Annotated in this window: 22 protein-coding genes; 17 read left to right on the top strand and 5 right to left on the bottom strand. The window is 71.0% G+C overall.

Annotated elements, in window-relative coordinates; all coding sequences use genetic code 11:
• Positions 1–5: 5 nt before the first annotated feature.
• The 4 genes from ACT26F_RS03910 (at position 6) to ACT26F_RS03895 (ending at position 4,534) form a co-directional block, all read left to right on the top strand.
• Positions 6–1,649, top strand: a complete 1,644-nt coding sequence (locus tag ACT26F_RS03910; RefSeq protein ID WP_471669183.1) for an acyl-CoA dehydrogenase family protein — start codon at positions 6–8, stop codon at positions 1,647–1,649.
• Positions 1,650–1,923: 274 nt separating this feature from the next.
• On the top strand, positions 1,924–3,600 hold the full coding sequence (locus ACT26F_RS03905; protein WP_471669182.1) for a nitrite/sulfite reductase: 1,677 nt from the start codon (positions 1,924–1,926) through the stop codon (positions 3,598–3,600).
• A complete protein-coding gene (locus tag ACT26F_RS03900) occupies positions 3,597–3,776 on the top strand; it encodes a hypothetical protein (RefSeq protein WP_471669181.1) in 180 nt (59 codons plus the stop codon). Before ACT26F_RS03905 ends, ACT26F_RS03900 begins: the two co-directional genes overlap by 4 nt.
• Positions 3,773–4,534 carry a sirohydrochlorin chelatase gene (locus ACT26F_RS03895; RefSeq protein WP_471669180.1) on the top strand — a complete coding sequence of 254 codons (762 nt, stop codon included), beginning with the start codon at positions 3,773–3,775 and terminating at the stop codon, positions 4,532–4,534. The genes ACT26F_RS03900 and ACT26F_RS03895 overlap by 4 nt, the downstream gene beginning before the upstream one ends.
• Before the next feature lie 3 nt (positions 4,535–4,537).
• Here the strand turns inward: ACT26F_RS03895 and ACT26F_RS03890 are convergent, their stop codons facing one another.
• Positions 4,538–5,383 carry a PPK2 family polyphosphate kinase gene (locus ACT26F_RS03890; protein ID WP_471669179.1) on the bottom strand — a complete coding sequence of 282 codons (846 nt, stop codon included), beginning with the start codon at positions 5,381–5,383 and terminating at the stop codon, positions 4,538–4,540.
• A 38-nt stretch (positions 5,384–5,421) separates the two neighbouring features.
• On the opposite strand from ACT26F_RS03890, the gene ACT26F_RS03885 reads away from it, so the two are divergent.
• The 5 genes from ACT26F_RS03885 to ACT26F_RS03865 all read left to right on the top strand — a co-directional run bounded on the left by ACT26F_RS03885 (position 5,422) and on the right by ACT26F_RS03865 (position 8,509).
• Positions 5,422–6,132: a pyrimidine reductase family protein gene (locus ACT26F_RS03885; protein WP_471669178.1), complete on the top strand. Its 711-nt coding sequence runs from the start codon at positions 5,422–5,424 to the stop codon at positions 6,130–6,132.
• A gap of 9 nt (positions 6,133–6,141) precedes the next feature.
• Positions 6,142–6,639: a universal stress protein gene (locus ACT26F_RS03880; RefSeq protein WP_471669177.1), complete on the top strand. Its 498-nt coding sequence runs from the start codon at positions 6,142–6,144 to the stop codon at positions 6,637–6,639.
• Positions 6,636–7,046 (top strand): peptide-methionine (R)-S-oxide reductase MsrB, encoded by a 411-nt coding sequence (msrB, locus tag ACT26F_RS03875; RefSeq protein ID WP_471669176.1) that lies wholly within the window; start codon positions 6,636–6,638, stop codon positions 7,044–7,046. The genes ACT26F_RS03880 and msrB overlap by 4 nt, the downstream gene beginning before the upstream one ends.
• 213 nt (positions 7,047–7,259) lie before the next feature.
• Positions 7,260–7,817: a DUF6318 family protein gene (locus ACT26F_RS03870; RefSeq protein WP_471669175.1), complete on the top strand. Its 558-nt coding sequence runs from the start codon at positions 7,260–7,262 to the stop codon at positions 7,815–7,817.
• Positions 7,814–8,509, top strand: coding sequence for a hypothetical protein (locus tag ACT26F_RS03865; protein ID WP_471669174.1), 696 nt, complete (start codon positions 7,814–7,816; stop codon positions 8,507–8,509). Before ACT26F_RS03870 ends, ACT26F_RS03865 begins: the two co-directional genes overlap by 4 nt.
• A 67-nt stretch (positions 8,510–8,576) precedes the next feature.
• On the opposite strand, the gene hemQ is transcribed toward ACT26F_RS03865, so the two are convergent.
• From hemQ to hemE, 3 genes are read right to left on the bottom strand one after another with little or no spacing between them, the layout of a single operon-like run.
• Positions 8,577–9,275: a hydrogen peroxide-dependent heme synthase gene (hemQ, locus tag ACT26F_RS03860; protein WP_471669173.1), complete on the bottom strand. Its 699-nt coding sequence runs from the start codon at positions 9,273–9,275 to the stop codon at positions 8,577–8,579.
• 10 nt (positions 9,276–9,285) lie between these two features.
• Positions 9,286–10,623 carry a protoporphyrinogen/coproporphyrinogen oxidase gene (locus ACT26F_RS03855; RefSeq protein ID WP_471669172.1) on the bottom strand — a complete coding sequence of 446 codons (1,338 nt, stop codon included), beginning with the start codon at positions 10,621–10,623 and terminating at the stop codon, positions 9,286–9,288.
• Complete coding sequence (gene hemE / locus ACT26F_RS03850; protein WP_471669171.1) at positions 10,623–11,684, bottom strand: uroporphyrinogen decarboxylase; 1,062 nt, start codon at positions 11,682–11,684, stop codon at positions 10,623–10,625. The genes ACT26F_RS03855 and hemE overlap by 1 nt, the downstream gene beginning before the upstream one ends.
• Before the next feature lie 66 nt (positions 11,685–11,750).
• On the opposite strand from hemE, the gene ACT26F_RS03845 reads away from it, so the two are divergent.
• From ACT26F_RS03845 to ACT26F_RS03835, 3 genes are all read left to right on the top strand, one after another.
• Entirely contained in the window at positions 11,751–12,329 is a 579-nt protein-coding gene (locus ACT26F_RS03845; protein WP_471669170.1) for a DUF3000 domain-containing protein, read from the top strand.
• A complete protein-coding gene (locus ACT26F_RS03840; protein ID WP_471669169.1) occupies positions 12,326–13,588 on the top strand; it encodes a ribonuclease D in 1,263 nt (420 codons plus the stop codon). The genes ACT26F_RS03845 and ACT26F_RS03840 overlap by 4 nt, the downstream gene beginning before the upstream one ends.
• 64 nt (positions 13,589–13,652) lie before the next feature.
• Entirely contained in the window at positions 13,653–14,243 is a 591-nt protein-coding gene (locus ACT26F_RS03835) for a hypothetical protein (protein WP_471669168.1), read from the top strand.
• A gap of 144 nt (positions 14,244–14,387) precedes the next feature.
• Here ACT26F_RS03835 and ACT26F_RS03830 read toward each other — a convergent pair whose 3' ends face one another.
• Positions 14,388–15,365, bottom strand: a complete 978-nt coding sequence (locus tag ACT26F_RS03830) for an aldo/keto reductase (RefSeq protein ID WP_471669167.1) — start codon at positions 15,363–15,365, stop codon at positions 14,388–14,390.
• A gap of 31 nt (positions 15,366–15,396) precedes the next feature.
• Here ACT26F_RS03830 and ACT26F_RS03825 point away from each other — a divergent pair, with 31 nt between their 5' ends.
• Genes ACT26F_RS03825 through ACT26F_RS03805 form a run of 5 tightly spaced genes read left to right on the top strand, consistent with a single transcriptional unit; the run spans position 15,397 to position 21,276 of the window.
• The gene (locus tag ACT26F_RS03825; RefSeq protein ID WP_471669166.1) at positions 15,397–15,744 is read left to right on the top strand and encodes a hypothetical protein; all 348 of its coding nucleotides are present in this window, start codon (positions 15,397–15,399) and stop codon (positions 15,742–15,744) included.
• 60 nt (positions 15,745–15,804) lie between these two features.
• The gene (gene secD, locus ACT26F_RS03820) at positions 15,805–18,195 is read left to right on the top strand and encodes a protein translocase subunit SecD (protein WP_471669165.1); all 2,391 of its coding nucleotides are present in this window, start codon (positions 15,805–15,807) and stop codon (positions 18,193–18,195) included.
• Between the two features lie 29 nt (positions 18,196–18,224).
• Complete coding sequence (locus tag ACT26F_RS03815; protein ID WP_471669164.1) at positions 18,225–18,728, top strand: NINE protein; 504 nt, start codon at positions 18,225–18,227, stop codon at positions 18,726–18,728.
• A gap of 14 nt (positions 18,729–18,742) precedes the next feature.
• Complete coding sequence (locus tag ACT26F_RS03810; protein ID WP_471669163.1) at positions 18,743–20,116, top strand: cystathionine beta-synthase; 1,374 nt, start codon at positions 18,743–18,745, stop codon at positions 20,114–20,116.
• Positions 20,113–21,276 (top strand): cystathionine gamma-synthase, encoded by a 1,164-nt coding sequence (locus tag ACT26F_RS03805; RefSeq protein ID WP_471669162.1) that lies wholly within the window; start codon positions 20,113–20,115, stop codon positions 21,274–21,276. The genes ACT26F_RS03810 and ACT26F_RS03805 overlap by 4 nt, the downstream gene beginning before the upstream one ends.
• The last annotated feature ends 11 nt before the right edge of the window (positions 21,277–21,287 follow it).

Raw genomic sequence — 21,287 nt, 5'->3', positions numbered from 1 at the left:
ACCCCATGGATCCCGTGCAGCGCATCCCCGTGAACCAGGCCGTCCCGTTCGACGACGTGAACATCGCGAATGCGGACACCCCGTTGCAGGATGCGGTCGCGGCGATGGCGGGCGAGCACGCGGGCGCCGTCCGCACGTACCTCGAGCCGATCGGCGCACTCGCCGGCACCGCTGAGGCCCGCGAGCACTGGCACCTGGCGAACGAGTACCCGCCCGTGCACGTCCCCGTCGACCGGTACGGCCGGCGCGTCGACGAGATCCGGTTCCATCCCTCCTGGCACTGGCTCATGGACAAGGGGGTCGGGTTCGGTCTCACCGCGTCGCCGTGGACGAGCGACGACCCCGTGGCCCACCTGCGCCGCGCCGCGGGCTTCTACACGTGGGGTCAGGTCGAGCAGGGCCACATGTGCCCGATCACGATGACGTACGCCGTCGTTCCCGCTCTCCGCGCCGACGACGCCCTCGCCGCCCAGTGGACGCCCGGACTGGCCTCGACCACCTACGACTTCGGCCTGCGGGCGCCGCAGGAGAAGGCTGGCCTGCTCGCGGGCATGGGCATGACCGAGAAGCAGGGCGGCTCCGACCTGCGGGTCAACAGCACGATCGCGAAGAACACGAACGTCCCCGGCGAGTACCGCCTGACCGGCCACAAGTGGTTCACCTCCGCGGCCATGAACGACGTCTTCCTCGTGCTCGCCCAGACCGACGCGGGATCGACGTGCTTCGTCGTGCCGCGGGTCCTCCCCGACGGCACCCGCAACCCGCTCACGATCGTCCGGCTCAAGGACAAGCTCGGCAACAAGTCCAATGCGTCCAGTGAGCTGGAGTTCGACGACACGTGGGCCGTGCGCCTGGGCGAGGAGGGCCGCGGCATCCGCACCATCATCGAGATGGTGTCGGCCACCCGGATGGACTGCATCCTCGGTTCGGCGTCGATCATGCGCAAGGCCTTCGCCGAGGCCGCATGGCACGCCCGGCACCGCTCGGCGTTCGGCGCGCGGCTCATCGACCAGCCGGCGATGGTCGGCGTCCTGGCCGACCTCGCGATCGAGTCCGAGGCCGGGATGCTCGCCGGGCTGCGCCTCGCGGCCGCGATCGACCGGCGCGACGACCCGCACGAGCAGGCGCTGCGGCGCATCGGCCTGGCCCTGGAGAAGTACTGGGTCTGCAAGCGCACGCCGATGATGGTCGGCGAGGCCCTGGAGTGCCTCGGCGGCAACGGGTACGCCGAGGAGTCCGGCATGCCGCTGCTGTTCCGCGAGTCGCCGCTCAACTCGATCTGGGAGGGCAGCGGCAACGTCAACGCGCTCGACGTGTTGCGCGCCCTGTCGCGCGAGCCCGAGACCCTGGAGGCGTGGCGCACCGAGGTCGGCACGGTCCGCGGCGAGGACGCCCGCCTCGACGCGGCGGTCGACGAGGTGCTGCGCCGGCTCGCCGATCCGGTCGACGCCGAGGCCGGAGCCCGCTGGCTGGCCTCGCGGATGGCCGCGATCCTGCAGGGCTCGCTGCTGCTGCGGTACTCCACCCCCGCCGTGGCCGACGCGTTCTGCGCCTCGCGGCTCGGCGGTGAGTGGGCGGGCACGTTCGGCACCCTGCCGTCCGGTCTGGAGCTCAGACCGATCGTCGATCGGGCTCAGCCGGCGGTCTGACTTTTCCCCGGTATTCCGGGAAGTCGCCCTCGGCGCGTCTCACGATACGGCGCTTTGTCCCACATTGTGGGATTCGGGTTTGTCCCCTGCCCATCCACGCGGCCAAACTGTCGGCATGCTCGCCGCACACCCCGTCTGGCTCGTGGAACGTCTCCACGTGGACCTCGGTCGTGCGCGCTCGATGATGTGTCTTTGAACCTCTCCCTCACTGCTGACGCAGTCCCCAGCGCCGGGTCGACGACGACCGCGCACCGTTTCGCAACAGAGAGCAGACATGACCACCACCTCCTCCGCACCTGCCCGTCCTCGCCGCCGTAAGGGCGAGGGCCAGTGGGCGCTCGGTTACCGCGAGCCGCTCAACGCGAACGAGCAGTCGAAGAAGGATGACAACCCGCTGAACGTGCGGGCCCGGATCGAGAACATCTACGCGCACCGCGGCTTCGACAGCATCGATCCCGGTGACCTGCGCGGCCGCTTCCGCTGGTGGGGCCTCTACACCCAGCGCAAGGCCGGCATCGACGGCGGCAAGACCGCGACGCTCGAGCCCGAGGAGCTCGACGACCGCTACTTCATGCTGCGTGTGCGCATCGACGGTGGCCAGCTGACCCTCGAGCAGCTGCGCACGATCGCCGACATCTCGGTCGACTTCGCCCGCGACAGCGCCGACGTCACCGACCGCCAGAACATCCAGTACCACTGGATCGACGTGCGCGACGTCCCGACGATCTGGGAGCGGCTCGAGTCGGTCGGCCTGTCCACGCAGGAGGCGTGCGGCGACTGCCCGCGCGTCATCCTCGGCTCCCCCGTCGCCGGCGTCTCCGCGGACGAGCTGATCGACGGCCGCCCGGCGATCGACGCGATCGAGAGCCGCTACATCGGCGACCGCAACTTCTCGAACCTGCCGCGCAAGTTCAAGACCGCGATCAGCGGACACCCCGGACACGACGTCGTGCCGCAGATCAACGACGTCGCCTTCATCGGGGCGATCCACCCCGAGCACGGCGCGGGCTTCGACGTGTGGGTCGGCGGTGGCCTGTCCACCAACCCGCACCTGGCCAAGCGGCTCGGCGCGTGGGTGCCGATCGACGAGGTCCCGCAGGTGTGGGAGGGCATCGTCAGCATCTTCCGCGACTACGGCTACCGCCGGCTGCGCTCGCGAGCCCGCCTGAAGTTCCTCGTCGCCGACTGGGGCATCGAGAAGTTCCGCGAGGTGCTCGAGACCAAGTACCTCGAGCGCACCCTCGTCGACCTCGAGGCCCCCGAGGTCCCGGGCACGCCGACCGACCACGTCGGCGTCCACCGCCAGGTCGACGGCCGCTACTACGTCGGCGCCGCCACGACGGTCGGTCGCATCTCGGGCACCCTGCTGAACCAGCTCGCCGACGTCGTCGAGGCGCACGGCTCCGGCCGCGTGGCCCTGACGCCCATGCAGAAGATCGTCGTCCTGGACGTCGAGGAGGACCGGGTCGAGTCGCTCGTCGACGCACTCGCGGCGCTCGGCCTGCACGCCCGCCCGTCCCAGTGGCGCCAGCACACGATGGCGTGCACCGGCATCGAGTTCTGCAAGCTCGCGATCGTCAACACCAAGGACCGCGCCGCGAGCCTCATCGACGAGCTCGAGCAGCGCGTCCCCGAGCTCGACACCCCGATCACGATCAACGTCAACGGTTGCCCCAACTCGTGCGCCCGCATCCAGACGGCCGACATCGGCCTGAAGGGCCAGCTCGTGCTCGACGAGGAGGGCAACCAGGTCGAGGGCTTCCAGGTGCACCTGGGCGGCGCGCTCGGTCTCGACGCCGGGTTCGGCCGCAAGCTGCGGGCCCACAAGGTGACCGGCGACGAGCTGCCGCACTACGTCGAGAAGCTCTCGCGCACCTACCTGGCCAACCGCGACGGCGGCGAGTCCTTCGCCCACTGGGTCGCCCGTGCCGACGAGGAAGTGCTGCGATGACCGAGCGTCTCGTCCCCTACCACTGCCCGTACTGCGCCGACGAGGACCTGCGTCCGCACGGCCAGACGCACGGCGAATGGGAATGTCGCAGCTGCCTGCGCTCGTTCCGCCTGAGTTTCATCGGCCACCTGGCCACCAGCACGACCTCGACCCCGGAAGGGAGGAATGCACGATGACCGCACCCGCACTGATCGCCCTGGCTCACGGAAGCCGCGACGCTCGCTCGGCAGAGACCATCAAGGCCCTCACGGAGGTGGCGCGCTGCATGCGCCCCGACCTGAGGATCGAGGAGGCATTCCTCGACCTGTGCGGCCCCGGCTTCGACGAGGTCGTCGGCCGGCTCGCGGCCGAGGGCTTCGGCGAGATCGTCGTCGTCCCGCTGCTGCTGACCGACGCCTACCACGCCAAGGTCGACGTGCCGCAGGCCGCGGCAGCCGCCTCGGCGAAGCACGACGTCAAGATCGAGGTCACGAAGGTCCTCGGCATCGAGGGCGCCTTCTTCAACGTCCTCGACCGCCGGCTGCGCGAGGCGCTGCGCGAGAACCGCGTCCGCGAGCTCGATGCCCTCGTGCTCGCCGGCGCCGGCTCGTCCGATGCGCTGGCCAACGCCGTGATCTCACGCGCCGCCCGCGCGTGGGGCTCGCACCACAAGCTGCCGACGATCGCGGCGTTCGCGTCGAGCGTCCCGCCGGCAGCCAGTGAGGCCGTCCGCGCGCACCGCGCCGACGGTCGCCGGCACATCGCCGTCGGCACCCTGTTCCTGGCTCCGGGCGTCCTGCCCGACCGGGTCAAGGAGCTGGCGTACGAGGCCGGCGCGGTGGCCGTCGCCGAGCCGCTCGGAGCGGCCGACGAGGTCGCCGAGGTCATCCTCGCCCGCTACGCGGTGGGCGCGGTCGACCTCGTCCCGATGGACGCGCTGTTCGCCGGGGTCTGACGACTATTCGATCGTCGAGGCCGAGAGCCTCTGCTTCTCGGCCTCGACGTCGAAGTCGGCCTTCGGCCACTCGAGGTCCAGATCGGTGAGCGTCTCCTCGAGGAGCGTCGCGATCGCCCAGTTGCGGTACCACTTGCGCCCCGCGGGTACGACGTACCACGGGGCGGCCTCGGTCGAGCAGCGCTCGAGCGCGATCTCGTAGGCCCGTCGGTACTGCGGCCACAGCGCGCGCTCGTCGAGGTCGCCCGGGTTGTACTTCCAGTACTTGGTCGGGTCGTCGAGCCGCTCGGCGAGTCGTTCGCGCTCGTCGTCGGCGCTGATGTGCAGGAAGCACTTGAGCAGCACTCCCCCGCCGTCCGTGAACTCCTGCTCGAAGGCGTTGATCGCGTCGTAGCGGCGTTCGATCTCCTCGGGGGACGCCAGCTCGCGCACGCGGGCGATCAGCACGTCCTCGTAGTGCGAGCGGTCGAAGACGCCCAGCATGCCCGGCTCGGGCAGGTTCCTGCCGATCCGCCACAGGAAATCGTGGGACAGCTCCTCCTTCGTCGGCGCCTTGAACGAGACGATCCGCAGGCCCTGCGGGTCGACGAGCCCGGCGACGTGGCGCACCGTCCCGCCCTTGCCGGAGGTGTCCATGCCCTGCAGGAGCAGCAGGATCCTGCGGTCGGTGGTCTCGGCGCGGCCGTTCGCGAACAGCCGCTCCTGCAGGTCCATGAGTCGTTCGCCGATCTTCGGCATGGCCTTCTCGGCGTCGCGGCGCTTGCCCTCCAGTCCGAGTTTCTCGTCGGACGGCCGGTCGGCGAGGCTGATCGGGCCGTGCGTGGACAGGACGGAACGCAGATCGCTCATGACCGGCAGTATGCCCCAGCGCGACCTAGGGTGATGCCATGCCGGACGCCGCTGAACTCGCCGACCTGTACGCCTACCCCGACACCGACCTGCCGTGGCTGCGGTCGAACTTCGTCGCGTCGATCGACGGCGCAGCGCAGGATCCCGACGGCGTCTCCGGCGATCTCGGCGGCGAGCAGGACCTCGCCACGTTCAAGGTCCTGCGCAGCCTGTGCGACGTCGTGCTGGTCGGCGCGGGGACGGTGCGCGCGGAGGGCTACCGCCCGATCACCGCGGACTCCCTGCACCCCGAACTGCGCGAAGGACGGGCACCCGTGCCGACGCTCGCCGTGGTCAGCCGCCGGCTCGACGTCCCCGACGCGCTGCTCGCTCCGGGCGTCGTCGTGATCACGTGTGCCGCATCGCCCGACGAGGCCCGGCACCGGCTCGCCGAGAAGGTCGACGTGCTCGTCGCGGGCGAGGGCGAGATCGACTGGGCCGCGGTCCTGGACGGCTTCATGGTCCGCGGGCTGACCCGCATCCTGTGCGAGGGCGGACCGTCCCTGCACGGCTCGCTCATCGACCAGGACCTGGTCGAGGAGGTCTGCCTGACCGTCTCGCCGCACCTGATCGGAGGCAGCGCGAAGCGCATCTCGGACGGCGCTCCGGCCGCCCTGCGCCGCATGCGGCTGGGGCATGCGATCGACGACGACGGCGTCCTGTTGACGCGTTGGGTGCGCGACCGGTCCCGCGCCGCGGCAGGGGCCTAGGCTGGAGCCATGTACAACGTGGCCCTGCTGGTCGAACGCCAGCTCATCGACCTCGACGCCGACCAGATCCTCGCCCTGCACGAAGGTGTCGACGACGACGTCAGCTATCACATGCTGCTGCCCGTGGACTCGTCCCCGGCGGCGCTGAGCGCCTCGATGACGGCCTTCGGCGGGGCCCAGTTCGTCCCGCTCGAGGAGCCGGCCGAGTACACCCGCATGGAGAACGAGCTGCGGGCCGATGGCCAGCAGGAGCTCGACGCCTCCGCCGCCCTGCTGATCGCCCGCGGCCAGAAGGTCACGACGAAGCTCGTCGAGTACGACCCGATCGATGGTCTCGTCGACGTCGTGAACGAGTTCTCCTGCGACGAGGTCATCATCCTCACCGAGCCGCACGTGGTCCGCGAGTTCCTCAAGCTCGACTGGACCTCCCGAGCGAGAAGAAAACTGGAGGTTCCGACGTTGCACCTGTTGGAACACTTCACCTTCGACGAGCAGGCGGAACTGTGAACGACAAGACCTACGGCATCGACAAGACCGACGAGCAGTGGCGTGAGGAGCTGAGCGCGTCCGAGTACCACGTCCTGCGCGAGGCCGGCACGGAACGACCCTTCAGCAGCGAGTACGAGACCGACCCGACCGTCGGCGTCTACCGCTGCCGCGCGTGCAACGCGGAACTCTTCCGCAGCGAGACCAAGTTCGACGCCCACTGCGGCTGGCCCGCCTTCTACACGCCGCTGGCCGGCGACAGCGTCGAGTACATCGAGGACTCCACCCTCGGCATGACCCGGACCGAGGTCCGCTGCGCCAACTGCGGCTCCCACCTCGGCCACGTCTTCAAGGGCGAGGGCTTCGACACCCCCACCGACCTGCGCTACTGCATCAACGGCATCGCCCTCTCCCTCGACGCCGACTGACCCGCGCCCCAGGGGGAACGGATCTTTATGCCTTCGGGCGACCGATCTTGATGCGTTTGGGTGGGTATAGCCACCCAAACGCATCAAGTTCCGTGTCCCCACGGTCCCCTGGTCGCCTTGTCCACAGGACGAGCACACGGGGCTGACGCACCCCTGACTCCCCCGCTAGGGTTCCTGCAACTCGGGTTCACAACATCGATTCAGGGGGAACCGATGCGTCCACTGGGCTCCGTCGTCATCACGTGCGTCCTCGCACTGTCGTTGAGTTCGTGCAGCGAGAAGAAGCCGCCCCCGGTCGAACCGACCACCGCGGCGACCACGCCCGCAAATCCTGACGCGACCCTCCCTCCCATGCCGGAGGTGGCCACGGAGTTTTCGGCGAACGGGGCGTCGACCTTCGTCGGCCACTACATCGAAGTTCTCCAGTACGCGGCTTACACCGGCGACACGGAGAGACTCCGCGAACTTTCCGCGCATTCATGCGAAGGCTGCATGAGGTACGTCGATCTTTTCGAACGCGTCAAGTCAAGTGGTGGCTGGTCGACTCAACGCGACTGGTCCAAGGCAAAGGAGTCAGAACTCCGCTGGAACGACCAGATCGGCGAGGAATCCTTCTACACAACCGAGCTCTCGATGGGCCCGGGAACAATAAAGACGGCGTCGACTGCACCCGAACAACCCGTAGAACAGAGTTCCTCGAAGGTCACGCTTGGACTCGTCTTCAACGACGGTTGGACCATCACCCAATTCGGACTCGGCGGCCTCAAATGATCATCGCCGCAATCGCACTGACCGGCGTCTTGGGATTTGGCGCGGACGTTAGTCCGGACCCCTACAAACCCGGCCTGATTTTCGAAGGAGTCGAGACGACGGCACCTCGAAAGCCTGAGGTTCCAGGGATCACGCGCCCCATTGCGGATCAACCAGTCGTCCACGTGCCGGAGCCCCTTGCCTGCAGGCCCGAGGGCGCCTTCCCCAACACCGACGATTGCGTGATGCCCGAGGACCCGGCCCCGACGACCGGGCCGGAGGTCACGCCGGGCGACGTCGAGCGGGCCGTCAAACGCGTCGGCCTGCCGCTCCTCACCACACAGATCCAGCCGCCGGGCACCACCTTGGTGAACCTCGACACGATCTTCCACACGACAGCGGACCCCTTCGAGGCCACCGTGCAGATCCTCGACTCGACCGTGGAACTGCGGGCCGAACCATCGAGGTTCACCTGGCACCACGGCGACGGCACGACCCAGACCACCAGCACGCCCGGTCGCGCCTACCCCGCCACCGACATCACCCACCACTACCGGCAGCCAGGCCAGCTCGGCGCCAGCGTCGACGTCACTTACACGGTCACCTACCGGATCGACGACAACGCCTGGCAGGACCTCGACGCCACCATCACCGCCACCGGGCCCACCACGGCACTACGCGTCCGCGAGGCGCGACCCGTCCTCACCCGCTGAAGTCGCGACGGATCTTGATGCCTTCGGGTGGCTATGGCCACCCAAAGGCAGAAAGATCCGTCCCCCGTCAGGGCCAGAGGGCCGTCAGCTCGGTCAGGGACAGGGCGCGGCCCGTGTAGAAGGGGAGTTCCTCGCGGACGTGGCGGCGGGCGTCGACGGCGCGCAGCTCACGCATGAGGTCGACGATGCGGTGCAGCTCGTCGGCCTCGAAGGCCAGCAGCCACTCGTAGTCGCCGAGAGCGAACGAGGCGATCGTGTTGGCGCGGACGTCGGCGTAGTCGCGGGCGGCCTCGCCGTGCTCGCGGAGCATCTGGCGGCGCTCGGCCTCCGGCAGCAGGTACCACTCGTAGGAGCGCACGAACGGGTAGACGCACAGGTAGCGGCCCGCGGACTCGTCGGCGAGGAACGCCGGCACGTGCGACCGGTTGAACTCGGCGGGACGGTGCAGGCCCACGTTCGACCACACCGGCGCCAGGTGCGAACCCAGCTCGGTGCGCCTGAGCGCGTTGTAGGCGTCCTGCAGGGCGTCGGCGGTCGGCGCGTGCCACCAGACCATGAGGTCGGCATCGGCGCGCATGCCGCTGACGTCGTAGGTGCCGCGCACGACGACGTCGTCGCCGCGCAGCTTCGCGATCAGCGCATCGACCTCGCCGGCCATCGCCGCCCGGTCGCCGTCGGCCAGCGGCCGCTCGACCCGGAACACCGAGTACATGGCGTAGCGGATGGTGGCGTTGATCTTCTCGGCATCGACGTCGTGGGAGCTCATGGGTCCATTCTCACCCGGCGACGGTTCGCTCGGCCGCGGCCCTTCCCGTCCCGGCCACGGCGGCGATCCCGACGCCCTCGTAGGCCGCGCCGCACACCTCCAGGCCCGGCACCGAGGCGACGTCGTCGACGACGGTGCGGACAACGTCGAGGTGGCCGACCTCGTACTGCGGCAGCCCGCCACCCCAGCGCTGGACGCCCGAGGCGACGACCGACCCGAGCGTCTCCGCGGAGCCGAGGGCGACCGCGAGGTCGGCGACCGCGAGGTCGACCAGCCTTGCGTCGGTGCTCTGAAGGATTCCGGTCTCGCCCGCGCGACCGATCGAGGCGCGCAGGACCGTCGCGCCGCCGGCGGCCTCGGCGAGCCACGCCCACTTGCGGGTCGAGAAGGTCGCCGCCTTGATCGTGACGTCCTCGACCGGGGGCACGAGGAAGCCGGTCCCGGCCGGCAGGTCGGCCCCGTCGAGCAGGAGCGAGACCACCACCATCGAGGCGTAGTCGACGCCGGCCAGGGCGAAGGCGGCCCGCGGAGCCGCCTCGGCGAGCAGCCGCGAGGCGGCCGGGGCGGGCGCCGCCATGACGACCCGGTCGAAACGCTCGCGCACGGGAGCCGTCGTCGGCCCCACGACCAGCTCCCAGCCCCTGCCGTCGCGGCGTACCGAGCGCACGGTCGCCTTCGTGCGCACCTCGAAGCCGGCAGCCTCCACGAGCGCCGCGGGCAGGCGGCCGACGCCCCCGCGCAGGCCGACGAGCCGAGGACCGGCATCGACCGGGGCGGCGACCCGGGCCGCGGTCGCACCCGCCAGCAGGTCCGGGCCCAGGGCGGCGATCATCGGCGCGGCGGCGTCGAGCGAGAGCCGGTCGGCGTGGCCGGCGTACACGCCGCCCAGCAGCGGCTCGACGAGCCGGTCGACCACCTCGGAACCGAGCCGATCGGCGACGAACGCCGCCACGGAGACATCGCCGTCCGGAGCGGGCAGGAGGTGGGACGGAATCGAGCCGGCCACGATCCCGGAGGCCGCGAGCGCCTCGAGGTCGGACGGCACGCCCATCACGGTCGGCGGCAGTGGGCGCAGGGCACCTCGGCTCCACACCATCGACGGCAACGGCTCGGGCACGACGACGTCGGCATCGAGCCCGGCCGCGGACACGAGCTCGAGCGCCTCGGGACGACGGGCCAGCATCGCCTCGGCGCCGACGTCGACTGTGAGGTCGCCCAGACGGTCGAGCCGGACCTTCCCGCCGATCGCGTCGGAGCCCTCGAAGACGACCGGCTCGGCGCCGAGCCGCGCGAGGTGGAAGGCGGCGGACAGGCCGGCGACGCCTCCCCCGACGACCGCGACGCGCATCAGGCCTGCGGCTCGTACGCGTGGACGAACTCGACCAGCCGGGTCAGCGCATCGGGGTCGGTCGCGGGCAGCACGCCGTGACCGAGGTTGAAGACGTGGCCGTTCGCGGCACGACCCGCCTCGATGATCTCGGCGGCGCGCGCGTGCACCACGTCGGTGGGCGCGAACAGCAGCGTCGGGTCGAGGTTGCCCTGGACGGCCCGACCACCGACTCGGCCGATCGCGTCGGCCAGCGGAACCCGCCAGTCGACGCCGACGACGTCAGCGCCCACGTCGCCCATGCGCGACAGCAACTCGCCCGTGCCGACGCCGAAGTGGATGCGCGGCACGTCGAGGTCGGCCACAGCCTCCAGCACCGCCGCCGAGTGCGGTCGCACGTACGTGTCGTAGTCGGCCGGCGACAGCGCGCCCGCCCACGAGTCGAACACCTGCACCGCCGAGGCACCGGCCTCGACCTGCAGGCGCAGGAACTGCCCGGCGATCGCCGCGATCCGGCCCAGCAGCGCGTGCCACAGGTCGGGATCGCCGTACATGAGCTCCTTCGTGCGGCGGTGGTCGCGCGACGGCCCACCCTCGACGAGGTACGACGCGAGCGTGAACGGGGCGCCGGCGAAGCCGATCAGCGGCGTCGGACCGAGTTCGCCGACCAGAGCCGTCACGGCGTCGGTGATCGCGGTGACGTCGTCGGGCTCGAGGTCGCGCAGGGACTGCAGCTGCGCGGCCGACCGGATCGGGTCGGCGACCACCGGGCCCGTACCCGCGACGATGTCGAGGTCCACGCCGATCGCCTTGAGGGGCACGACGATGTCGGAGAAGAAGATCGCCGCGTCGACGCCGTGCCGGCGCACCGGCTGCATCGTGATCTCGACGACGAGATCGGTGCGAAAGCACGACTCCAGCATCGGCACGCCCTCGCGGACGGCCAGGTATTCGGGCAGGGATCGGCCGGCCTGGCGCATGAACCACACCGGCGTGTGGGACGGCTCGAGGCCTCGGCAGGCCTTCAGGAAGGGGCTCGTCGTGGCGAGCGGGACGGAAGGGGCGTGAGCGTCGGTGGTCACCCTTCGAGTCTGTCACGCCCTGCGTGTCGGGCCGCGCGCCCCCGTTTCGCATGTCAAGATCGGCGTGTGGGCGCCCGTACGAAGGTCGAAGGCATCCCGGCACCCTTCTCGCGTGCCGTCGAGCAGGTCAAGCGCGCCGTCGCGCGACCCGAGCTCGAGATCGGTGAGATGCCGCCTCCGCAGCGCATCGCCCCGTGGGCCTACGCCATGACCGCCGACGTCGTCGTCGGCGGGGCGGACCTGGGCACCGGGCGCTTCATCCTGCTGCACGACCCGGCCGGCAACGAGGCGTGGGACGGCACGTTCCGCTGCGTCACGTTCGCGCGGGCCGACATCGAGCAGGAGATGGCGATCGACCCGCTCATCACGCAGGTCGGCTGGAGCTGGCTGAACGACGCACTCGGCGACGCCGGTGCCGACCACGGGAACACCGCCGGCAGCATCACGGTCGTGCGCTCCGAGGGCTTCGGTGCGATGTCCGACGACGACGGCGACGCCCAGATCGAGGTGCGCGCGTCCTGGACGCCGCACGGCGAGCTCGAGGCGCACGCGTCGGCGTGGATGGAACTGCTCGGCAAGCTGGCCGGGCTGCCCCCGTTGGCACCCGGCGTCGTGCCGCTGACACGCAGGCGTGTGGGTCGTTGACCACTGATCCCGAGCAGACCGCATCCGATCCCTCCGCCGGGTCCACGGACGACGCTCCCGCACCTGAGCTTCCCCGTCTCGGCCTGCGCGAGCCGCTGCGTGAGGTCGTCGACACCGAGGACGCCCTCGCTCGCGCGTGCGCCGAGATCTCCCTCGGCGAGGGGCCGATCGCACTCGACGCCGAGCGCGCCTCCGGCTACCGCTACTCCCAGCGCGCCTACCTCGTGCAGGTGCGCCGCGAGGGCGCCGGCACGTGGCTCATCGACCCCACCGCATTCCCCGACCTGACCGAGCTCGGCGACGCGTTCGGCGACGCCGAGTGGATCCTGCACGCCGCGACGCAGGACCTGCCGTGCCTGGCCGAGGTGGGCCTGCGGCCCGTGTCGCTGTTCGACACCGAGCTCGCGGGACGGCTGCTGAACCTGCCGCGCGTGGGTCTGGCCGCGCTCGTCGAGCACTACCTGGACATGAGTCTGGCCAAGGAGTTCTCCGCGGCCGACTGGTCGACGCGACCGCTGCCCGATCCGTGGCTGGAGTACGCGGCGCTCGACGTCGAGGTGCTCGTCGAGCTGCGCACCGCCGTGATCGCCGACCTCGAAGCCGCCGGCAAGCTGCAGTGGGCGCGTGAGGACTTCGACGCACTGCTGTCGTTCACCGGGCCGCCGGAGCGCCAGGACCCGTGGCGTCGCACCTCTGGGATCCACAAGATCCGCAGCCGACGGTCGCTGGGCGTCGTGCGTGAACTCTGGCGCGAGCGCGATGCGATCGCCGCCGACCGCGACGTCACGCCCGGCCGGATCCTGCCCGACATGACGATCGTGGCGCTCGCGACCCACCCGCCCGAGACGATCTCGGCACTGCGCGCGGACGCGTCCATGCGCCGGCGCGGACCGCGTCGCTTCCTCGACGAGTGGTTCGCGGCGATCGAGCGGGCGCTGGCCCTGCCCGAGTCCGAGCTGCCGACGAGCGGCCAGCGGTCCGACGGGCCCCCGCCGCCGCGCGCGTGGGCCGACAAGGATCCGGTGGCGGCCGATCGCCTCACCCGGGTCCGCGGCGCGGTCACGAGCCTCGCCGAGGCGAACAACGTGCCGGCGGAGAACCTCATCGGACCGGCCCCGGTGCGGGCGCTCGCGTGGCAGCCGCCGCAGGAGCGCACCATCGAGACGGTCTCGGCCTTCCTGCGCGAGAACGGCGCCCGGCCGTGGCAGCTCGAGCTCGTCGCCGGTCCGATCGCCGAAGCCCTCGTCGACCCCGCCTGACGTCCCCGCCACACGAGCGGTCGCTTGCGCGTCCGACGACCAGACCGGGTCTACCCTCGTTGCCATGGCCGATTTCGCTCGCCCGTCACTGCCGGGCGCCGAGCTGTTCGAGTCGCTGCCCGACGGCATCGACCCGGCGGAGCAGACCGCGGCCGGCCACCGCATCGCGAACCTGCTGGTCCGCGGCGCCCACGATCGCGAGGACCGCGAACTGGTCGACCGCATCCTGCACCTGGCCGACTCCGAGGGCCTGGCCGTCATCGCCGAACTGTGGGCCAAGGCGCCCGGAGACACGGTCGCCGGGGCGCTGTGGCGGCTCTACGTGCTGCGCACGTGGGTGCATCGCAATCCGGTGCAGGCGGCTCGGGAGTTCGCGACCGGACGCGCCTACGCACCGGTGCAGGAGGTGCTCGCGGGCGTCGTCGACCCGCCGGGACCCGACGAGGTGATCACGCTCGTCGACACGCTGATCCGGGGGATCATCGCCCCCGACTTCGACGTCGTCCTCGACCGGGCCGCCGCCTTCGCCCACATCATCGGCGTGGGCCGGGGCCAGACCGAGGGTGCCGACGCGGCCAGCGCGGCACGGCTCGTCGACACGGCGCGCCAGCTGCACGCGGCCGCCGAGGCCGAACGACGCGGCGAACTGCACTGAGTCCCGACGGGGTCAGGGGCGGTCGTCTACGCTGGCTACCGCGCCGGGTCGTGGTAGCCCCGGGTCCCAAAATTAGCCGCTACGAGCGGCCACGCGCCGTGAGGCGCTTCCCGACCCGGCGCGCCAACTCCCCCTCCACCGCCGTCAGCGCGGCGCGAACGTCGTGTACGAGTGCGCCGGCGCCAGCAGTGCGTCGAGCGCGGCCGTGTCCTCGGCGCTGGGGATCCATCGGCTCGCGGCCACGTTCGCGGCGACCTGCTCCGGACCCGAGACGCCCGCGATGACCGACGAGACCGCGGGACGCGCCGCGAGGCCGCCGATCGCCAGCTCCAGCAGGCTGATGCCCCGCGCGTCCGCGAACTCGTGCAGTGCCTCGATCCGCGTCCAGTCGGCCGCGTCCAACCGCCCCCGCTGGGAGGAGGCCGACAGCCGGGTGCCCTCGGCCGGCTCGGCATCGCGGGCGTACTTGCCCGTCAGCAGCCCGTAGGCGAGCGGGAAGTACGGCAGCACGCCGACACCCAGGTCGAGGCACGCCGGAACCAGCTCGGTCTCGGCCGCGGCGTTGTAGAGCGAGTACTCGTTCTGGGCGGTCGCGAAGTGCGCCAGGCCCGCCGTGCGCGACACCCAGTCCGCGTCCACGAGTTGCCAGCCGGTGAAGTTCGAGCAGCCGATCGCCCGCACCTTTCCCTCGTCGACGAGCTCGGTCATCGCGCCCAGCGTCTCCTCGATCGGCGTGCCCGGATCGGGCGTGTGCAGCTGGTACAGGTCGATGACGTCGGTGCCGAGCCGGCGCAGGCTCGCCTCGGCCGCGGTGCGGACGTACGCGGCGCTGCCCCGGCGGCCGCCGTCGTCTCCGTTGCGGCCCTGCATGTCCATCCCGAACTTGGTCGCCACGACGAACTGGTCGCGCCGCCCGCGCAGGGCCGCGCCGAGCAACGTCTCGCTCTCGCCGAGCCCGTACGTGTCCGCCGTGTCGAACAGGACTACGCCGTGCTCGAGCGCCGCATCGACGACCGAGGTCACCCGGGCGGCGTCGATCCGCGTGCCGAACGCGTTGCAGCCGATGCCGACCGCGCCGACCTCGATGCCGCTGGTTCCCAAGACGTGCTGTGTGATGGTCATCCCCTTACCGTAGGACCGTTACACTCGCCGGGTGATCCAGACCACGCGTGGAGTGCGACACGTCGTCGCCGTGCTGGCCGCCGCCGTGCTGGCCGGTGTCCTGGGTCTGGTCTCCGCGGCGGCGATCTCGCGCATCGACGCCCAGCGCACGAGCAGCACGGTCACGGACTCCGACGGATCCTCGACCCACCACCGCGCGACGCTGACCGTCGCTCAGGTCGACGACCACCAGGTCACGGTCGACCTGACGGCCGTCACCCCCGCCGGCGTGCTGCCGTTGCTGGCCGCGATCGTCACGGCGGTCGCCGCAGCCCTGGTCGCCGGGCGTCGCACCACGGTCCCGGCCGATCGCACCGGACGAGCGCCTCCGCGCCGCTGACGCACCGCCTCACCCCCACGCACATCCGTACGGCCGCGCCGTCCACTCCGAGAGACACCCATGCCCTTCAAGAAGTCCGCCTCCGACAAGGCGAAGAAGCCCAAGAAGCCGAAGGCCGCCAAGCCCCGCAAGCCCAAGAAGCAGGTGGCGGCCGGCGCGCGCGCCAACTTCTACCGCGGCGTGGTCTCCCTGGTCGTCGTCGCGATCGCCGCGATCGTCGCCTTCTCCATGAGTCCGAGCCTGGGCCTGGACCTGCGCGGCGGCACCCAGATCACCCTCGAGACCCAGTCCACCGACCGCGTCGACGCGGACGCCGAGTCCACCGACCGCGCGGTCGAGGTGCTGCGCGGCCGTGTCGACGCCCTCGGCGTCTCGGAGCCGACGATCGCCCGCTCCGGCGACAACCGCATCATCATCGAGCTGCCCGACGTGCAGGACCCGTCGAAGGCCGTCGAGGTGATCGGCCAGACCGCCACGCTGGAGTTCCGCGAGGTCATGTCGCCGGCCACCGAGGCCACCAAGCCCGAGGAGGGCCAGGTCGTCCTGCCCGACGAGGGCGGTCAGCCCCTGCTGCTCGGACCGGTCACGCTCGACGGCAACGGCATCAACAACGCCGAGGCCGCCACGCCGCAGAACAGCCTCGGCGACTGGGTCGTCAACGTCGACTTCAACAAGACCGGCACCGACCCGTGGAAGCAGCTGGTCACGTCGGCCTGCGCCAACACCGCGGCCAACAACCGGATCGCCATCGTGCTGGACGACAAGATCATCTCGTCCCCGGCGATCCAGAGCAGCATGTGCCAGAGCGGCGGCGGCAGCTCCACGAGCATCACCGGCAGCTTCACCCAGACCGAGGCGAACGACCTCGCGGTCCTGATCAAGGGCGGCGCGCTGCCGGTCCCGGTCAAGATCATCGACCAGCGGACGATCGGCCCGACCCTGGGCAAGGCTGCGATCGACGCGTCGATCATGGCCTCGATCATCGGCCTGGCCCTGACCGGCCTGTTCATCATCTTCATCTACCGCCTGACGGGCGTGATGGCGACGATCGCCCTGTGCGTCTACGCCCTCGTCTCGTACGCGGTGCTCATCCTCCTCGGCGCGACGCTGACACTGCCCGGCCTCGCCGGCTTCGTGCTGGCGATCGGTCTGGCCATCGACGCGAACGTCCTGGTCTACGAGCGAGCGCGCGAGGAGTACCACGACCATCCGAAGGCGGGCCTGCTGTCCGCGCTGACGACCGGCTTCCACAAGGCGTGGTCGGCCATCATCGACTCCAACGTCACCACGATCATCGCCGCGATGCTGCTGTTTTGGCTCGCCTCCGGGCCGGTCAAGGGCTTCGGCGTCACCCTGACGATCGGTGTCATCGCCTCGATGTTCTCGGCGCTCGTCGTCGCGCGCTTCCTCACCGAGTGGCTCGTCAAGCGCAAGTGGGTGCGCCAGCACCCGCAGGCCTCCGGCATCGGCGGCATCTCCAGCGTCCGGCGCTGGCTCAACGAGCACGGACCGTACCTCGTCCGGCGGGCCGGCATGTGGATCGCGGTGTCGCTCGGCATCGCCGTCATCATGATCGCCGGCATCATGGTTCGCGGGCTCAACCTCGGCGTCGAGTTCGCCGGCGGCCGCCAGGTCGAGTTCTCGACCACCAAGACCGTCACGCCCGACGCGGCCCGCGACGCGGTCGCCGATGCGGGCTTCCCCGAGGCCGTCGTGCAGACGTCCTCCAGCGACGGGCAGGAGAACATCTCGGTCCGCCTGCCCAAGGTCGGTGACGACGAGGTCGCGAAGGTCCAGCAGGCCATCGAGTCCGTCGGCGGCACGAGCGAGAAGGTCAGCGACAACACGATCGACCCGACGCTCGGCAAGGAGCTGCGCAACAAGGCGGTCCTGGCGTTCCTGATCGCCGTCGCCGCGCAGATGCTCTACCTGGCCTGGCGCTTCCGCTGGACGTGGGCGCTCGCCGCGATCGTCTCGATGGCCTCGGTCGTGCTGGCCGTGGTCGGCGTGTTCGCGTGGTGGGGCAAGCCGATCGACGGCGTGTTCCTGGCCGCGATCCTGTCCATCATCGGCTTGGCCGTGAACGACTCGATCGTGGTCCTCGACCGCATCCGAGAACGCACGCGCATCGCCGACATCCCGCTGCGCGAGATGGTCAACGAGGCGATCCTGTCGACCATCCCGCGAACCGTGAACACGGCGGCGGGTGCGACGTTCATCCTCGCGGCGCTGGCGATCCTGGGCGGCGACTCGCTGCGCGACTTCGCCATCGCGGTGCTGCTCGGCCTGCTGTTCGGCCACCTGTCGACGGTGTTCACCGCCGCGACGATGGGCCTGCTGCTGGAGGAGCGGTGGCCGTACGACCATGAGAACGACCCGCGCGAGAAGGTCGATCCGTACGCCCACATCGGCGACGGTCGCGGCCTGCCCGACGACGGCGCGATGGTCTGAGGAGCCCCTCCGGAGGCTAGGTTGGGGTCATGACCACCACGCCTCCGGAGGAGCCGCACGAGGACCCCAACCTCGACGCCGGCGACCACGAGCCGACCATCGACATCGGCGCGTCCGAGCCGACGGCGCCACTGGCTCCGGCCCCGCAGACCCCGCAGGCTCCGCAGAACCCGCCGCCCCCGCCCGGGGCCGGGTACCCGCCGCCGCCTCCGCCGGGGTACGCGCCGCCTCCTCCCGGGCCCGGTGGCCAGTACGCGGGTCAGTACCAGGCCCAGTACCAGGCCCCGTACGGCATCGACCCGAAGACGGGGCTGCCGTTCTCGGACAAGTCCAAGCTCGTCGCGGGGATCCTGCAGATCCTGGTGCCGATCGGCATCGGGCGGTTCTACACGGGCCACACGGGACTGGGCATCGCCCAGTTGCTCGTCACGGTGCTCACGTGTGGGTTCGGCGCGCTCTGGTCGGTCAACGACGGCATCGTGATGCTCGTGACCGATTCGCGCGACGCCACCGGCCGCCCGCTTCGCTCGTGAGCGATGATGGACGCATGGCCATCGCGAACCACGTGGTCGACCTGATCGGTGACACTCCCCTGGTCCGACTGAACAAAGTCGTTCCGGACGGTGGCGCCACGGTCGTCGCGAAACTGGAGTACTTCAATCCCGGCGGCAGCGCGAAGGACCGCATCGCGGTGCGCATGGTCGACGAGGCCGAGGCGTCCGGTGCCCTGCAGCCCGGCGGCACGATCGTCGAGCCGACGTCCGGCAACACCGGCGTGGGGCTCGCCCTCGTCGCGCAGCAGCGCGGCTACTCGTGCATCTTCGTCTGCCCGGACAAGGTCAGCGAGGACAAGCGCAACACGCTCAAGGCGTACGGCGCGCAGGTCGTCGTGTGCCCGACCGCCGTGCCGCCGGAGCACCCCGACTCGTACTACAACGTGTCCGACCGGCTCGTGCGCGAGACGCCCGGGGCGTGGAAGCCTGACCAGTACTCCAACCCGGCCGGCCCGGCGAGCCACTTCGAGACGACCGGCCCGGAGATCTGGAGCGGCACGGACGGCCGCGTGACCCACTTCGTCGCGGGCGTCGGCACGGGCGGCACGATCACCGGGACGGGCCGGTTCCTCAAGCAGCAGAATCCCGACATCCGCGTCATCGGCGCCGATCCCGAGGGCTCGGTGTACTCCGGCGGCACCGGGCGGCCCTACCTCGTGGAGGGCGTCGGCGAGGACTTCTGGCCGAGCGCGTACGACCCGAGCGTTCCGGACGAGATCATCGCGGTCTCCGACGCCGACTCGTTCGACATGACGCGCCGGCTCGCCCGCGAGGAGGGCCTGCTGGTCGGTGGCTCGTGCGGCATGGCCGTCGTCGCCGCGGTGCGCGTGGCCGAGCGGGCCGATCCCGGCGACCTGGTCGTCGTGCTGCTGCCCGACGGCGGCCGCGGCTACCTCTCCAAGATCTTCAACGACGACTGGATGGCGTCCTACGGGTTCCTGCGCACGCCGCTCGACGGCCACGCCGCCGACCTGCACGTGGGCGACCTGCTGCGCCGCAAGACCGGTGACATGCCCGCCCTCGTCCACACCCACCCCTCCGAGACCGTCCGCGACGCGATCGAGATCCTGCGCGAGTACAACGTGTCGCAGATGCCGGTCGTCGGCCCCGAGCCGCCCGTCGTGATCGGCGAGGTCGCCGGCAGCGTGAGCGAGCGTGCCCTCGTCAGCGCCGTCTTCGAGGGCCGCGCGACCCTCACCGACGCGGTGGCCGACCACATGGAGCCGCCGCTGCCGCTGATCGGCTCGGGCGAGGACCTCGCGGCGGCACTCGCCGCGCTCAAGGAGGACGACGCCCTCCTCGTGGTCGACGAGGGCAAGCCGCTGGGTGTGCTGACCCGGCACGACCTGTTGGGAGTCCACGTATGACCAGTCCGTCCGACGCGGCCCGCACGCCCGGCTTCGCGACCCGCGCCATCCACGCCGGGCAGGAGCCCGACCCGCGCACCGGCGCGGTCAACGTGCCGATCTACGCCAGCTCGACGTTCGCCCAGGACGGCGTCGGCGGGATGCGCGAGGGGTTCGAGTACGCGCGCACCGGCAACCCGACCCGGCGCGCGCTCGAGACCAACCTCGCGGCGCTCGAGGGCGGCACGTTCGGCCGTGCCTTCTCGTCGGGCATGGCGGCCACCGACACGGCCCTGCGGGCGATCCTGCGACCGGGCGACCACCTCGTGATCCCCGACGACGCGTACGGCGGCACGTTCCGGCTCATCGACAAGGTGTTCGCGCACTGGGGCATCTCGCACACGCCCGTCCCCGTGAACGATCCCGAGGCGCTCCGTGCCGCGATCACCGAGCGGACCAAGCTCGTGTGGATCGAGACGCCCACCAACCCGCTGCTCAACATCGCCGACATCGCCGCCGCGGCCGAGATCGCGCATGCCGCGGGCGCGACGCTGCTGGTGGACAACACGTTCGCCTCGCCGTACCTGCAGCAGCCGCTCGCCCTGGGCGCCGACGTCGTGCTGCACTCCGCGACGAAGTACCTCGGCGGTCACAGCGACGTCGTCGGAGGCGCGCTCGTCACCTCCGACCCGGCCCTCGACGAGGCGTTCGCGTTCCTGCAGAACGGTGCCGGCGGCGTGCCGGGACCCTTCGACGCGTTCCTCACGCTGCGCGGCATCAAGACCCTCGCGGTGCGGATGGACCGGCACTGCGACAACGCCGAGGCCGTCGTCGACCTGCTCTCGGCCCATCGGGCGATCAGCGAGGTCCGCTACCCGGGCCTGCCCGACCACCCGAACCACGACGTCGCCGCCAAGCAGATGACGCGGTTCGGCGGCATGCTGTCGGTCCGGCTCGCGGGCGGACGCCAGGCCGCGCTCGACCTGTGTGCACGCACCCGCGTGTTCACCCTCGCCGAGAGCCTCGGCGGCGTCGAGTCGCTCATCGAGCACCCCGGCGCCATGACGCACGCCTCGACCGCGGGATCGCAGCTCGAGGTCCCCGACGACCTCGTGCGCCTCTCGGTGGGCATCGAGGACGCCGACGACCTGCTCGCCGACCTCGAGCAGGCCCTGGACTGAACCGGGAGGTT

It is taken from the genome of Aeromicrobium sp. SP1 (assembly GCF_055663785.1).
Note: the sequence above shows the minus strand (reverse complement) of the source record. Positions and strands in the feature narration are given on the sequence as shown.

Coding starts and splice junctions, on each gene's coding strand:
- hemQ (WP_471669173.1), bottom strand. CDS start 9,275: ATGAGCTCCCACGACGTCGATGCCGAGAAGATCAACGCCACCATCCGC.
- ACT26F_RS03805 (WP_471669162.1), top strand. CDS start 20,113: ATGACCAGTCCGTCCGACGCGGCCCGCACGCCCGGCTTCGCGACCCGC.
- ACT26F_RS03870 (WP_471669175.1), top strand. CDS start 7,260: ATGCGTCCACTGGGCTCCGTCGTCATCACGTGCGTCCTCGCACTGTCG.
- ACT26F_RS03905 (WP_471669182.1), top strand. CDS start 1,924: ATGACCACCACCTCCTCCGCACCTGCCCGTCCTCGCCGCCGTAAGGGC.
- ACT26F_RS03835 (WP_471669168.1), top strand. CDS start 13,653: ATGGCCGATTTCGCTCGCCCGTCACTGCCGGGCGCCGAGCTGTTCGAG.
- ACT26F_RS03910 (WP_471669183.1), top strand. CDS start 6: ATGGATCCCGTGCAGCGCATCCCCGTGAACCAGGCCGTCCCGTTCGAC.
- ACT26F_RS03885 (WP_471669178.1), top strand. CDS start 5,422: ATGCCGGACGCCGCTGAACTCGCCGACCTGTACGCCTACCCCGACACC.
- ACT26F_RS03810 (WP_471669163.1), top strand. CDS start 18,743: ATGGCCATCGCGAACCACGTGGTCGACCTGATCGGTGACACTCCCCTG.
- ACT26F_RS03880 (WP_471669177.1), top strand. CDS start 6,142: ATGTACAACGTGGCCCTGCTGGTCGAACGCCAGCTCATCGACCTCGAC.
- ACT26F_RS03900 (WP_471669181.1), top strand. CDS start 3,597: ATGACCGAGCGTCTCGTCCCCTACCACTGCCCGTACTGCGCCGACGAG.
- ACT26F_RS03815 (WP_471669164.1), top strand. CDS start 18,225: ATGACCACCACGCCTCCGGAGGAGCCGCACGAGGACCCCAACCTCGAC.
- ACT26F_RS03855 (WP_471669172.1), bottom strand. CDS start 10,623: ATGCGCGTCGCGGTCGTCGGGGGAGGCGTCGCCGGCCTGTCCGCCGCC.
- secD (WP_471669165.1), top strand. CDS start 15,805: ATGCCCTTCAAGAAGTCCGCCTCCGACAAGGCGAAGAAGCCCAAGAAG.
- ACT26F_RS03895 (WP_471669180.1), top strand. CDS start 3,773: ATGACCGCACCCGCACTGATCGCCCTGGCTCACGGAAGCCGCGACGCT.
- ACT26F_RS03890 (WP_471669179.1), bottom strand. CDS start 5,383: ATGAGCGATCTGCGTTCCGTCCTGTCCACGCACGGCCCGATCAGCCTC.
- ACT26F_RS03865 (WP_471669174.1), top strand. CDS start 7,814: ATGATCATCGCCGCAATCGCACTGACCGGCGTCTTGGGATTTGGCGCG.
- ACT26F_RS03830 (WP_471669167.1), bottom strand. CDS start 15,365: ATGACCATCACACAGCACGTCTTGGGAACCAGCGGCATCGAGGTCGGC.